Origin of the sequence: Natronospirillum sp. (assembly GCF_022565775.1) — a bacterium.
In the GTDB taxonomy this organism is placed as follows: domain Bacteria; phylum Pseudomonadota; class Gammaproteobacteria; order Pseudomonadales; family Natronospirillaceae; genus Natronospirillum.
The window spans coordinates 1-13,815 of record NZ_JAIUMC010000033.1 but is presented as its reverse complement, the minus strand read 5'-3'; the positions used below and the strand labels follow the sequence as shown (position 1 = coordinate 13,815).

Below are 13,815 nucleotides of genomic sequence, written 5' to 3'. Positions count from 1 at the left end.
TGCCAGAGGACGTCGATGATACGGCTGCAGGATCTGGATCTTAATCTGTTGGTGACGTTTCAGTTGCTGTATCGAGAGCAGAAAATGTCAGCGGTCGCCGAGACGATGGAACTGTCCCAGCCCGCCGTCAGTCATGCCCTCAACCGACTGCGCAAGATATTCGATGACGAACTCTTCTATCGCACGGCACGCGGCATGCGGCCCACCGCATTGGCCGACCAGTTGGCAGAGCCCCTGTTTTACGCTTTGTCGACCATCGAGCACTCCGTCAACCTGCAGAACAGCTTTGACCCGGCCACCAGCACGCGCCAGTTCTGCATCGTGATGACCGACATCGGCGAGGTTTATTTTCTACCTCGACTGATGGCCTATCTGGCCGAACAGGCACCGGGCATTCGCCTGACCACGGTGCGAGCGAACGCCCAGCCTCTTGAATCAGCCATGGAGTCAGGGGCCGTCGACCTGGCAATAGGCCTGCTGCCGCACCTGACGACCGGCTTCTATCAAAAGCGGTTGTTTGCACAGACCTATGTCTGTCTGATGCGCGGCGATCATCCGCTGGCGACGAGAGAGTTGGACCGGGATACGCTGCTGCAAGCCGAACACGCCATTGTGGTGGCCGAGGGTACCGGTCATTCCGTGGTGGAAAAGTTCATGGTGGATCAGGGGTTGCCTGCACCGGTGCGCCTGCGCCTGCCGCACTTTGTGGCGGTGCCCTATGTGATTCAGAATTCGGACATGGTGGTCACCGTGCCGGAAAAGCTGGCGCAGAGTACGGTAGAGCCGTTCGGCCTGACCTACCGCCCTCATCCCTTCAAGCTTCCGACCATTCAGATCAATCAGTTCTGGCACCGGCGCTTTCATCAGGACGCGGGGAATCGCTGGTTGCGCGGTGCGTTTGCCGAGCTGTTCACCGAGTAAACCAGCCGTTCCATGTCGGGAAGGCATCACCCAGCAACATGCTCAGCGTCAGGGCACCCCCGAAAATATAGAGGGCACAGATCACGCCTTCGCCGATGGAGACACCCAGCAGCGTCTTCCACAGTTTGATGCGCAGAACACTGCACACATAGACGATCATGTCGGTGGGCACGACCGGCATGAACCCCCAGATACTGATCACCGCCAGTTCGCGGCGCTGCAACAGCACTGTCAGGCGCCTGACCTGATTGGGATAGCGGTCGTGGAAATAGTGGTCAAAGCGAAACTGTCGGGCCATCAGATACACGATGGCTGAAGAAGAATAGACCGCCATCTGGTTCACCAGAAACAGCGGTAGAGGAGGAAAAACCAGAATGCCGGCCAGCACAATCGGGGTGGAAGGAATCAGGGTAAATCCGCGCAGCGTGGAAATGATGAAGTAGCCCAGCAACCCGATCAGCAGATTGTCGAAAAAGTATCGACGGATGTTCTCGGGGGCAAAAAGGTCCGGAAAGAAAAAGTACAGGGACAGTGAGGTCGCAATGACAGCCAGCCAGGCATACAGGCCGATTTGGTTGATAGTCCCGGGTTTTGTCTTATCCACGCGCCGTGTCTGAGCCTTTGGTCATGTTGTAAACAAAAGCAGGCAGGATATTCAACGGCACAAAGTCCACATGGTTCATGGGCTTGCCGAAGATGGCTTCAATGTCCGATTGATTGCTCTTGAAATACTGATACTGCAGATAGCGTCCGCCATCCTTCAGGCTGAATTTCACCGCACTGATCACGGTATGCAAAAAGGCATTGTTGTCCTTCTGGCTCTCGAAGTTCTTCAACGGCAGCGATGAGACAATGACATCGTAAGACTCCGGCGTGGTCAGGAATTCCAGAATACAGCTGTTGTGCAGACGAATGGTCTTGCATGGATGGTCTGCAATGATGGGCTCCACACAGGCGTTGTAGTCCGCCTTGATCTCGCAGATGTCGAGCTCGGATCGATCACACATGCGCCGGATGATTTCCCGGGTAAATGCCCCGCGCCCGCTGCCGATCTCCAGTATCTTCAGAGGCTGGGTAAACTCGATCTTGCTCACCAGATTGTTGACCAGAAAGCCGGAGCTGCTGACAATCAGGCCGTCTTCAGTGATGTTGCGATACAGGTTGAGCAGCATTGTCTTACCGGGTCCACACCGTTGATTGGGTTCAGCCAGCATACTCTTATAATGCAGGGTGGTATGAATTATCTCTGCACTGCGGGGAAACGCGCGCTGATACGGCAGTCCGAACGAGCGCCGATCGCGTAAACTGACACCGGTTTGCGCAAAAAATCGGGATTCTTGCATGCGTCACCTGTTTCAGCACCTGCTTACTGTTCTGGCTTTCGTGGGACTGCTTGTTGTTCTGACACTGCCCAACAGACTGGCCTGGATAGCGCAGCAGGCTTACCTGTTCTTTCCCCTCGAGCTCATGATCATTTGCCTTTTGCTGCTGGTACCGGGCAGAACGGGTGGCGTGATTCGCAGTGTGCTGGCCATCCTGCTGAGCCTGGGTTTGGTGCTGCGGATCGCCGACATGGTGAACTACGAGATCTTCGCGCGCCGCTTCAACCTGATTTTCGACAGCCATCTGCTGGCAGATGCCAGCCGCTTGCTGGCTGGCGTGCTCGGCGGGCTGGCGCCTTTCGTGGCCGGGTTGATACTTCTGCTGGTGATCGGGCTCATCTGGCTGCTGGCATTTCTGATGCTGGGGCGTATCCAGCAGTTCCTGCGCTCGACACCGCGTGCAGCCGGCTTGTCGCTGGTCTTGATGCTGATGGCCTGGGGGCTATTGAGAGATGCGGGCTGGCCCAAGGCCGAGGCCTATGCCTGGGGCCAGTTGGTTACCCATGCCGAGGATACGCTGGAAAGCTACCGGGACATCCGGGAGTTTGCCGAGTTGGTGGGCGATGACCCACTGGCCGACCGGCCCGCCGACACCCTCTTCACGAAGCTGGAGGGCAAGGATGTGTTTGTTGTCTTTATCGAGTCCTACGGGCGGTCGTTGCTCGAGCGTGAACCCTTTGCCGAATCGGTCACCGGCACCCTGGCGCGGGCCGAAGAGGCACTGGACGCCGAAGGCCTGCTGATGCGCAGTGCCTACCTGACCGCCGTGACCGCCGGTGGTCGCAGTTGGCTGAACCATGCCACATTGCTGTCTGGCGCCTGGATCGACAGCCAGACCCGCTACCAGAGTCTTGTGGTGAGTGATCGGGTGGCCCTGAACCGCATGTTCAACAGCGCAGGCTGGCGCACCGTCGCCGCCATGCCGGCCATCAGTCTGGCCTGGCCGGAGGGCGCCTACTACGGCTATGACCATATCTACAATGCCCACAACTTCGGCTACGAAGGGTTGCCCTTCAACTGGGTGACCATGCCCGACCAGTATGTCTGGTCTGCGTTGCAGGAGCGGGAGCTGACGGGCAATGAGGAACGGCAGCCGCTGATGGCGGAAATGGCCCTGATATCCTCGCATGCCCCCTGGACGCCTATCGCCGAGCTGGTGCCCTGGGATCAGGTGGGAGACGGCACCATATTCAATGAACAGGCGCAGGCCGGACCCACCCCGGAAGAGGTCTGGTACGACATGGAAAAGATCCGCGACTACTACCGCCAGTCGATCAACTATGCGCTGGATACACTGGTGTCCTATCTGCAGGAATACGGCGACGAGAACATGGTGCTGGTGGTGCTGGGTGACCACGAAGCGGCACCTCGAATTACCGGCGACTGGCAATCCAGGGATGTGCCGATCCACCTGATCACGTTTGATCAGGAGGTCATCGACACCATCGACGAATGGCAATGGCAGCCGGGGATGCTGCCCGATGCAGAGGCACCGGTGTGGCGCATGGACGAGTTTCGCAATCGCTTTGTCGACACCTTTTCCGATCCGTTTCCGGTGTCAGACTGACTGCTGCTGTACCCGTTCAATCAGATCGGCTACCTGCCGTGCGGTGTCGGCCCAGTCAGGCAAGGCAGAAGCGGCCCGTCGGGCGCCTGCCTGAAATTCTCGGCGCAGGTCTTCGCGGGTGAGCAGGCTGTGCAGTGCCGCAGTCAACGCCTCGACATCATCGGGCGGCACCAGCAGACCGGCGCTTTCCGGCACCACATCAGGCACCGCACCAGCGCGCGCAGCAATCACCGGCAGGCCCGCCGCCAGCGCTTCCGCGAAGACCATGCCGTAGCCTTCATAGCGTGAGGGCAGCACGAACAGATCGGCCTGCTGGAATTCAGCCTCGGGCCCGTCCACCGCCCCCACAAACTCGATGCGCGGCTGCAGGCCAAGGCGCTTAACCTGCTGGTGCAGTTGTTCAGTCCATTCCGGGTCCAGATCACCGCTGCCCACAAAGCGCGCCTGCCAGGGCAGGTCGGCCAATGGTGCCAGAGCGTCGAGCAAGACATCATGGGCCTTGCGTCGGGTCAGCGAGGCCAGCGTCAGCAGGCGCAGCGGGTTGCCGTCGCCGGGCGCAAAGGGCACCCGATCAGTGCCGGGCTGGGCCACTATTATCCGGTCAGATGAGATCGAGAACTGAGTGGTCAGTATGGCTCCGGTGTGGGCGCTGGTCACTACCACAGCGCGCGCTGCCTGCAACGCGCGTTGTTCCGAAGTCTTTAAGCGTTGCTGCTGTTCCGGATCCAACCCCGATTCAAGGGCCAGCGGATGATGGCACAGTGCGATGATGCGCAAGCGATTTGCTTCCGCCTCGGCCAGCGCATCCAGTACTCCATAGGCCAGCCCGTCGATGATCACCACGGCGCCATCCGGCACGGCGGCCAGGCGGGTGCGCGCATCCGCCAGCGCTTGTGCATCCGGAAACGGGAACTGGCTCGACAGTGACACCGTTTCAACTTTCAGCCCCAGTTGTCGGAGCTCCTGCATCAGACGACGATCATAGTGATAGCCTCCGGTCGGCGTATCCAGCCGGCCGGGAAAAACAAAATACAGGGCGTCGCTGCTCATTCGGTGTCTGATCCATTCCCGACAGGGGGTCGTAATAGTTTGTTCATCGCCCGGGATGCAGTCCGTTCTTTCCCCGAGCATTCAAGTCCGTCATAACAGCATTCTGAGTGTGAATTGTCCATGCCTGCCGTGACCCGTATGACCAGCACCCGAATTCCCACCAGGTACGGCGACTTCCAGCTGTGCTACTACACCAATACGATTGATGACAAGGAGCACCTCGCCTTTTGCGTAGGTGACCTCAGCAGCGCAGAGTCCGTGCTGGTGCGAGTGCACTCCGAGTGTTTTACTGGTGATGTGATGGGATCGAGGCGCTGTGATTGTGGCGAACAGCTCGATCAGTCAATGGCCAAGGTTGCCGAAGCCGGGGCCGGAGTAGTGTTGTACATGCGCCAGGAAGGGCGGGGTATCGGGCTGCTGGAGAAAATGCGGGCCTACAACCTGCAGGATCAGGGCTACGATACCGTGGATGCCAATCTTATGCTGGGCCATGGGGCGGATGAGAGAGATTACTCTCTGGCAGCGCTGATTCTGCGGGACCTCGAAGTGGCTTCAGTGCGACTGATGACCAACAACCCGGCCAAGATAACGGCACTTGAAGCGGCCGGAATCAAGGTCTCGGAGAGAGTGGCGCTGGAAGTGACAGCCAACACCGACAATGCCGGCTACTTGTCGACCAAGGCAGAACGTATGGACCATATTCTGACCAATGGCAACGGTCACGCGGCCAAGGCTATGCAAACCGAAGAGATGGTCCCGCGGGCGACTCGGGCCCGGAACTGAACCATGAAATTGCCGATTTACAAAAAAAATACCGGCATCATCTGGCAGGAAGGACGCCATGGCTCGTAAGCGAACTCGACTAGGCTACTGGTTGGCGGCAGTGCTGGTTCTGGCCAGCTTGCCTCTGGCGCAGTTGCTGGTTGCCAATCCGGAGTTCGAGGACGGACCTCAGTCGTTCAGCCACTCCTGGCTGCAGGAGTATGCCCGTGAACTGGCCGGGCAGGACTATGAGTCGGCCGAGATGGCGGAAGACAATCCACTGCGTCTGCTGAGCTACGATGACTACCGTCGTATCGTATTCGACCCGGAGGCGTCGATCTGGCGCGATGAAGATCGGCCATTCCAGTTGCAGATGTTCCTGCCGGGATTCCTGCACACAACGCCGGTCCGCATTCATCTGGTCAGCGACGGCGAGGCCCGCCGCCTGGCCTTTGCGAGCAACCTGTTCACCTTCCAAGGCCGGGCTCTTGATCTCGGCCGGCTCGATGCCGGTGGCTTTGCCGGGTTTCGGGTTCACCACCCCATTAACACGCCCGACAGGTATGAAGAGTTCCTGGTGTTTCTGGGCGCCAGTTATTTCAGGGCGGTCGGCGCTGAGCAGTTCTATGGTATATCGGCCCGTGGTCTGGCCATCAACACCGTCGGCGGCGGGGGCGAAGAATTCCCCCGCTTTTCCGAGTTCTGGATTGAACAACCCGACTCCGGGGCCGACGAGATTGTCATCCATGCGCTGCTCGACAGCCCGTCGGTCACCGGCGCCTACCAGTTTACGGTCTATCCCGGTGACGACACGATGATGGACGTCGAGGTCAGCCTCTTCCCGCGCCAGGACAGGGAGCGCGTCGGCATCGCCCCGCTGACCTCCATGTTCATGTATGACGCCACCAACCGGACCCATTTTGACGATTTCCGCAATGCCGTGCACGACTCGGATGGCCTGCAGATACTGGAAGCGGATGGCGAGCAAATATGGCGGCCGCTGGCCAATCCGTTTCGCTTGCAGGTATCCGCCTTCGGTGCCGACCGCGAGTTGCCGGTGGGCTTCGGGCTGATGCAGCGCCGCAACCAGTTCAGTCAGTTCAACGACGATGAAGCCCGTTATGACAAGCGACCCTCGTTGTGGATAGAACCTCTGAACGACTGGGGTGACGGCCACGTAGAGCTGGTCGAGATCCCCACCGGCGTGGAGTACCACGACAACGTCGTCGCCTACTGGCAGCCGCAGGGTGGTCTCGAAACCGGGCAGACCTACCACTACCGTTACCGCATGCACTGGGGCGCCGACCCGCCCTATGCGCTGGATGCCGGACGAGTGGTCGATACCTCTTCGGGCACGGCCATCGACAATGATGACCGGGTGTTCGTGATCGATTACAGCGGCGGGGAAGAGATATCGGATACGGAGGCCGTACGCATCAACGCCTCCACCAGTGAAGGCACAATTACCAACGTCAGCGGCACCCTGATAGGCGCCACTGGGCGCTACCGCGCCTATGTAAGGCTCGACCCGGAGCAAGCCGAACTGGCAGAGCTGCGGGTGACGCTGGAGGTCGAAGGCGAACCCTGGGGAGAAACATGGCTTTATCGGTGGACTCCATGAACGACACACATTCACTTGCACCGCCCAGCGCTCCGCTGGAGGTGCCCACCCAGGTACTCAAGCAGAAGCCCAAGGCATCCCGCTTCCGTCGCGAGTCGGGCACTTGGCTGGCCCGCCTGATTACCTTCGGTGGCAGCCTGATGCTGACGGCAGCAGCCAGTTGGCAGATGACGCTGATCCTGCCGCTCAACCAGGCGTCCATCATCTCGTCGTCAGTGCTGAATGCTCTGCTCTGGCTGCTGCTGGTCTTGTTTACCCTCACCTTTGGCTGGATCTCCCTTTCGGCTCTGTCGGCTACAGCCGGGCTCTTTTCAAGGCGAGATCGCTGCCGCGCTGATTCGGATGCTGACTTGCAGGGCAAGACGGTACTGCTGATGCCCATCTACAACGAGGACGCGGCCAGCGCCAGTGCGGCCCTGGGGGCGATGGGCGCAGACCTGGCAAAGCTGGGGGTACAGGAACACTTCGAGATCTTTGTGCTGTCGGACACCGACGCGCCCGATATTGTCGCCACTGAACAGTCGGCGATGCGGTACCTGCGCGACCAACTGGCCGACACCATGCCGGTCTGGTATCGGCACCGGGCAGAGAATACAGAGCGCAAGGCCGGCAACATTCGCGACTTCATCAGCCAGTGGGGCAGCCGCTATGACTATATGGTGGTGCTGGACGCCGACAGCCTGATCACCGGTGAAACCCTGGCCACGCTGGTACGCGAAATGGATGCCGATCCGGCCACCGGCCTGTTGCAGACCCTGCCGCGCCAGTATCTGGGTGAAACCCTGTTTGCCCGACTGCAGCAGTTCGCCGGCCTGGCCTACGGACCGGTGTTCGCCCGGGGCCTCAGTGCCTGGCAGGGCGATGGCGGCAACTACTGGGGCCACAATGCCATTATCCGAATTCAGGCGTTTGCGGAATCCGCGGGCCTGCCGGTGCTGTCGGGTCGGCGGCCTTTTGGCGGCGAAATCCGCTCGCACGACTTTGTCGAGGCGGCGCTGATTCGGCGTGCCGGCTGGTCGGTGCGCATGCTGCCGGATCTGCCCGGTTCGTGGGAGGAGTGCCCGCGCACGTTAATGGAAGCGGCCGTTCGGGACCGGCGCTGGGCGCAAGGCAATGTCCAGCATCTGGCCATCATGCCGGCCCGGGGTCTGCACTGGCCGAACCGGGTGCACATGCTGATGGGCGTCATGAACTATCTGTCCTCCCTGCTGTGGCTGGCCATGGTGACCGTGGGGCTGGCCCTGAGTACCCACTTTACGCTGCAGTACAGGCAGGATATCCCCTGGACCTTCCTGCCCATGTTCGATTTCGAGCGCATGATCGGGCTGTTCATCCTGACCATGACGCTGTTGCTGCTGCCCAAGATTTTTGGCCTGGTCGCGGGGCTGCTGAGTCGACAGAGGCGTGGCGAGACCGGGCGTTTCAAATTTCTGCTCAGCGCCTTTCTGGAGCTGCTGTTTTCGGTGCTGCATGCGCCCATCTTCATGCTGATTCACAGCCAGCACCTGTGGGAAATCTTCTGGGGTCAGGACTCGGGATGGTCGAACCAGCGTCAGCAGAATGGCCAACTGTCATGGCGGCAATTGCTGGCTACGCACGCCGGCCATACATTAACGGGTGTGGCCGTGCTGGCACTGTTGTTGTGGCTGTCTTCCACTCTGCTCTACTGGATGCTGCCGACCGTCATCGGTCTGCTGCTGACCATACCGCTGTCGGCCCTGAGCGGCAGTGCAGCGGCCGGCAGTTGGCTGGCAAACCGAGGCATTCTGGGCACCCCGGAGGAGCGCACGCCACCGGCCATCATGGCTAAGCGTCAGGGCATCCTGGCCGACTGTCAGGCCAGGTTGCTCGAACCCGAGAGCCAAACAGCGGCAGCTACACCATCCGCTTGAAGATGCCGTCTTTCCGCAGCATGTGCCGGAAAGCGGCGCCGATGTGGCCGACAAGCAGTATGGCGAGGCCCATGGCCAGCAAACCGTGGATATCGAACAGCGTTCCTGCCAGTTCCCGATCCACCGGCACGAAAGGCATCGCAGGCAGGTCATAGCCGCCGACCGTCACCAGCGCCGGAAAAGCTGTCACACCCGCCCAGCCAAACAGGGGTGTCAGCACCAGCAGCACATAGACCAGATGATGCAGGCTCTTGGCCGCCAGTTGCAGACTGCGCGGCAGATGGTCCGGGTAGGGTGGGCTCTTGATGAACACCTTCATACCGATGCGCACCACCATCAGAATCAGCACGGTGAAGCCGATCAATTTGTGCCAGCTGTACAAGGTGTCGGTCAATGAATCCCAAAGGTCGGCCTCCCCACGCGCTGTCATCCAGACCCCGATGGGGATCAGGGCGAGTACCATCACGGCCATAATCCAGTGCAGTACTCGCCAGCCTGCGGGGTATTTCTGTATTTCTTCCATTGCGCAGCTCCTTACAGTAGCGGTCCAGGCCCTGACCGGTTTGTTTTTGACGACGGCCTTGAGGGCGGCAACTACTCTGTAAACGATAGCTTGCATCATCTGGATCATGTTGCCCAGTCCCTCGGGCGGGCATGGCGCCTGCAATTTGGGAACTACCTGTCCCTAAGCCTTGAGCCGTGGTGCTGTCCCCAGCCGTTCAATCACGGTGCCCAGGACGCACTCCATTTGTGCTGCCACACCCAGCATGCGCGCTTCACTGTAAGGCCTGGCGGTCAGCAACAGGCCAACAGGCATGCTGGCCTGATCGAGGCCGACGGGCAGGGTCAATCCGCAGAGCCCAAGCACATTGCCAATGCAGGTGTTGCGCAGCGCCTTGATATTGATGCGGGCGTACTCACCCTCCGGTTCAAGCGCTTCGAGTGTGGGCGGTGTCACCGCCACGCTGGGGGTGGCCAGCACATCGACGGTTTCAAGCTGCTGTGCGGCCAGAGCGCCGATGGCCCTGAACCGGTCCAGCCGCTGCAGATATTCCCACGCCGTAATGTCTTTCCCGGTTTCCATGCGGGTACGCACATTGGGGTCCATGGTCTCCAGCCAGTCCGGCAGATCACGCTGCAGGAACCGATACAGCTCCGGCGGCGATACCCCGCCTTTCTGAAAGTGGTCATAGGCTTCTGCCACATGCTCGATATCCAGCGTGACCAGTGTTGCGCCGGCTCGCTCCAGCTCTTTCAGGCCTTGTTGCACGGCCTCGGTAATGCCGGGTTCGCAGTCTTCCCAGAAAAACTGTTCGGGTACGCCGATCCTGACGCCGGCCAGGCTGTGCAGCTCGGGTACAGCAGAGCCCTGCAGCGCCTCGAAGGCAAACACGGCATCTGCGACGGTGCGGGTGAACAGCCCCGGCGTGTCGAACGAATCCGACAAGGGCACAATGCCGTCCGTCGACCACAGGTGTTTGGTGGTTTTCAGCCCGACAGTGCCGGTCATGCTGGCCGGAACCCGCACCGAACCGGCCGTGTCCGTGCCCAGAGCGAGCAGCGCAGAGCCCTGAATCAGACTGACCCCGGCGCCCGAGCTGGAGCCACCCGGCACGCGTACCGCTTGCGCATCCCAGGGGTTGCGCGGCGGCGTCCAGTGCCGGTTGGTGCCCAGCCCGCCATAGGCGAACTCGACCGTGTGCGTCTTGCCGCTCACCGGCGCCATCTGCGTCAACAGCGTCTGCACCAAAGGCCCGGGCGTCTGCCACTGTGCGGGCAGCGCGGCTGGTGAGCCGGCAAAGGTCGGCAGTTGTGGCACGCCAAACAGGTCTTTGGCCGAGAAGGGCAGGCCCTGCATCGGCCCCAGATCCCACCCGGAAGACAACAGGCTGTCGGCCAATCTTGCGGTGTCCAGCATGCCTTCGCCGTTCCAGGTCTTGTAGGCACCTAAACGAGTCTCGTGCGTGTTATAGGCGGTCTTGCAGGACTCGGCGATGTCGACAGCGCGCACAGATCCCTCGCGCAGACTCCGGGCGAGAGAGCGCAGGCTGGAGTGATGTATAGTGTTCTTGCTGACGGAGGGCATTCTGCGCGGCGTCATGACGAACAGCTGTAATGGGAGACGCCGCCCACGTCAAACAGCGCGAGCGGTTTCAGTTGGTAGAATTTTTCAGCCGTCTCTGACGTCTGCTCTTCGTATGGCCTGGTCATGATGTCCTGGAGTTCCCGAATCAAATCGTAGTTGCCCGCTGCCGCCTGTTGATAGGCTGGTACCACCAGCCACTCTCGCCAGATGGTCTTCGGGTTGACCTGCTTCATGCTGCGGGCGACCTGCTCGCGCAATCGTGACTGATCAGGCGCCGCCTCGCCGGACTGATCTAGGCCGATGGCAGATCGCCATTTTTCAAGCCACTCTGCCCACCTGGACGTTATTTCCCCAGCTGCGGGCGCTGCTTCACCCGATAGACTCAACCCGGAATAGAAGCTGTTTTTCAGCGCTTCAACCGTGTCCGGAATGGCTGACAGCTCACGGAAGAACAGGGTGTAGTCAACCGGTGTTTTCATCATCAGGCTGATGAGCTCGCTGAACAATTCCGGATCAAATTCTGCAAGGCCAAGCTTGGCGGCCCACATCGACTCCATTTCTTTTTGCATCAAATCCGCAAAGCCCAGTTGAATCTCTTCGAGCTGCGCCAACTGATCCGGACGATCCGCCAGCAAAGGCCGCAGCGCCGAGCAGAAGCTGGTGAAATTTCTTTCCGCTGCCGCGGGTTGGTTGAGAAAGCTGAAGTGCCGTCCGCCACCGGTCCATGGTTGAAAGTAGGGATTGAACACATCGCAGAAACCGAACGGGCCATAATCAAGCGTAAAGCCGCCGGCAGCGCAATTGTCGCTATTGAAGTTGCCCTGGCAATAGCCGACCCGAATCCAGTTCGCGACCAGCGAGGCAAGGCGGTGACTGAATGCGTCCGCCAGTAAAACGACCTTGTCGCCGAGTGCCTGCTGCGGGTCAATATCGCCGGCATATTCGCGATCCATCAGATGGGTGACGATCAGTTCAAGCTCTTTCATTGCCTGCGGGTGGTCACCATTTCTGGCTCGCCGCGCGAACAGTTCGATCTGACCGACGCGAATGAAAGAAGGCGCCACGCGGGTCGTGATGGCCACCGGCTCGGATACCAGCCTGTCCGGATCGCTCGACCGGGCGCCCTCCGAGTACCATGGCCGTGTGGCGGTTTCGGTCTTTGATACATACAGGCTCAGAGAGCGCGATGTGGGCACTCCGAGCGCGTGCATGTGTTCCTGAGCCAGGAACTCGCGAACGCTGGAGCGGAGCACAGCTCTGCCATCGGCACCCCTGCAGTAAGGTGTTCGCCCGCCACCCTTTAGCTGCATCTCCCAGCGCTGCCCCTGAAGGACGGCTTCAAGCACCGAGATGGCACGGCCGTCCCCGTAGCCGTTGCCGGTCTGGAAGGGGCACTGTCGAGTGTACTCTGTGCCATAGATGGACAGTGCGTAGCCACAGGCCCAGCCAAGCTGGCGCATGGGTGCCGGAACAGAGGACAGGTCGCCCGAAAACAGCCGCATGAAGTCGTCGGAGAGTGCCATGCTGTCCGCGAACCCGAGCTCCCTGAACAGGGTATGGCTGTGAGCGATATACTCCGGGTTTTCGATGGGCGCAGGCGTGACAGGTACAAAATGGCCGCTGCAAACTTGTCGTGGCGAATGGTCAGCACCATCGGTCGTTGCGTCAGGGTCGCAGTTCAGGGACTCCAGCAGTGAATAATCGGTGAACTGTGCGATCTCCCGGAGAGTGGTCATGGCGAATGCGGACTGCGGGATCTGATGTGTTTTCATGACGACTCTTGATAGGTTGGCATAATGCTGTCTGCCGGCGCTGCTGAAATACCAGCATCGCCTGTCAGTACCGCCATTATGCATAGCGTCCTTTGGCAGACAAACGGGCGAACCGACTTTGTCAGGCCTCTGTATCACCTTGGGAACCGCTGCATTGTATCCAGTGCTGCATCGCAGGTGACTTCACCGGACCCACGGCGTCATTGGCAACCCTGCCAGACTGGTCAGACAATGACTAGACTTGGTCTGTCAATCAGTCCACCGAGGGACCCTCGAATGATTCACAACCCGAAAGGCAGGATCAAGCTGCAAGACCATTCAAACCGCGTCTCAGTCCGCCTGGATGGTGTTCTGATCGCTGATACCGATCAGGCGGTCGAGCTAACGGAGAAGGGCTACCCGGACCGGCAATACCTGCCTCGTGACGCCCTTGTGGCGGGTACATTGCAACCCTCGGAAACGGTAACCGTTTGCCCTTTCAAGGGCCAGGCAAGCTATTATCATTTTGTATTGGCGGACAGGGTCCTGCAAGATGCAGTGTGGGCTTATGAAGAGCCCGTTGAGTCAATGGCGCCTATAGCAGGACGCATTGTCTTCGACCCGGCCTATTTTACCCAGACCGTTGAGGCGACTCGGTAAGAATACCCACCAGCAGTTGGCTGAAGCCGGGAGTCCTGATTGTGTTCGCCCTGGTCGACTGCAACAACTTCTACGCCAGCTGCGAGCGGCTGTTCCGTCCTGACCTTAATAGGCGTCCCATAG

Annotated in this window: 12 protein-coding genes; 6 read left to right on the top strand and 6 right to left on the bottom strand. The window is 60.0% G+C overall.

Features of this window, described 5'->3' with window-relative positions; genetic code table 11:
- The first annotated feature begins 15 nt into the window (after positions 1-15).
- On the top strand, positions 16-921 hold the full coding sequence (locus LAT62_RS08270; protein WP_293381826.1) for a LysR family transcriptional regulator: 906 nt from the start codon (positions 16-18) through the stop codon (positions 919-921).
- On the opposite strand, the gene LAT62_RS08265 is transcribed toward LAT62_RS08270, so the two are convergent.
- Both LAT62_RS08265 and LAT62_RS08260 read right to left on the bottom strand, forming a co-directional pair.
- Complete coding sequence (locus tag LAT62_RS08265) at positions 911-1,525, bottom strand: VTT domain-containing protein (protein WP_293381824.1); 615 nt, start codon at positions 1,523-1,525, stop codon at positions 911-913. The two genes, LAT62_RS08270 and LAT62_RS08265, sit on opposite strands and share 11 nt — an antisense overlap.
- A complete protein-coding gene (locus LAT62_RS08260; RefSeq protein WP_293381821.1) occupies positions 1,518-2,093 on the bottom strand; it encodes a methyltransferase in 576 nt (191 codons plus the stop codon). Before LAT62_RS08260 ends, LAT62_RS08265 begins: the two co-directional genes overlap by 8 nt.
- A gap of 169 nt (positions 2,094-2,262) precedes the next feature.
- Here LAT62_RS08260 and LAT62_RS08255 point away from each other — a divergent pair, with 169 nt between their 5' ends.
- Positions 2,263-3,870: a hypothetical protein gene (locus LAT62_RS08255; RefSeq protein ID WP_293381818.1), complete on the top strand. Its 1,608-nt coding sequence runs from the start codon at positions 2,263-2,265 to the stop codon at positions 3,868-3,870.
- On the opposite strand, the gene LAT62_RS08250 is transcribed toward LAT62_RS08255, so the two are convergent.
- Positions 3,862-4,920, bottom strand: coding sequence for a glycosyltransferase family 4 protein (locus LAT62_RS08250; RefSeq protein WP_293381815.1), 1,059 nt, complete (start codon positions 4,918-4,920; stop codon positions 3,862-3,864). The genes LAT62_RS08255 and LAT62_RS08250 overlap by 9 nt on opposite strands.
- 120 nt (positions 4,921-5,040) lie before the next feature.
- Here LAT62_RS08250 and ribA point away from each other — a divergent pair, with 120 nt between their 5' ends.
- Genes ribA through mdoH form a run of 3 tightly spaced genes read left to right on the top strand, consistent with a single transcriptional unit; the run spans position 5,041 to position 9,195 of the window.
- Positions 5,041-5,703, top strand: a complete 663-nt coding sequence (gene ribA / locus LAT62_RS08245) for a GTP cyclohydrolase II (RefSeq protein ID WP_293381813.1) — start codon at positions 5,041-5,043, stop codon at positions 5,701-5,703.
- A 58-nt stretch (positions 5,704-5,761) separates the two neighbouring features.
- A complete protein-coding gene (locus LAT62_RS08240) occupies positions 5,762-7,303 on the top strand; it encodes a glucan biosynthesis protein (protein ID WP_293381810.1) in 1,542 nt (513 codons plus the stop codon).
- Positions 7,300-9,195: a glucans biosynthesis glucosyltransferase MdoH gene (gene mdoH, locus LAT62_RS08235; protein WP_293381807.1), complete on the top strand. Its 1,896-nt coding sequence runs from the start codon at positions 7,300-7,302 to the stop codon at positions 9,193-9,195. The genes LAT62_RS08240 and mdoH overlap by 4 nt, the downstream gene beginning before the upstream one ends.
- Here mdoH and LAT62_RS08230 read toward each other — a convergent pair.
- The 3 genes from LAT62_RS08230 to LAT62_RS08220 all read right to left on the bottom strand — a co-directional run bounded on the left by LAT62_RS08230 (position 9,179) and on the right by LAT62_RS08220 (position 13,053).
- On the bottom strand, positions 9,179-9,718 hold the full coding sequence (locus tag LAT62_RS08230) for a cytochrome b (RefSeq protein WP_293381804.1): 540 nt from the start codon (positions 9,716-9,718) through the stop codon (positions 9,179-9,181). The genes mdoH and LAT62_RS08230 overlap by 17 nt on opposite strands.
- 162 nt (positions 9,719-9,880) lie before the next feature.
- Positions 9,881-11,296: an amidase gene (locus LAT62_RS08225; RefSeq protein ID WP_293381801.1), complete on the bottom strand. Its 1,416-nt coding sequence runs from the start codon at positions 11,294-11,296 to the stop codon at positions 9,881-9,883.
- On the bottom strand, positions 11,293-13,053 hold the full coding sequence (locus LAT62_RS08220) for a protein adenylyltransferase SelO family protein (RefSeq protein ID WP_293381798.1): 1,761 nt from the start codon (positions 13,051-13,053) through the stop codon (positions 11,293-11,295). The genes LAT62_RS08225 and LAT62_RS08220 overlap by 4 nt, the downstream gene beginning before the upstream one ends.
- A gap of 276 nt (positions 13,054-13,329) precedes the next feature.
- On the opposite strand from LAT62_RS08220, the gene LAT62_RS08215 reads away from it, so the two are divergent.
- Positions 13,330-13,692, top strand: coding sequence for a DUF427 domain-containing protein (locus LAT62_RS08215; RefSeq protein WP_293381795.1), 363 nt, complete (start codon positions 13,330-13,332; stop codon positions 13,690-13,692).
- Positions 13,693-13,815: the final 123 nt, after the last annotated feature.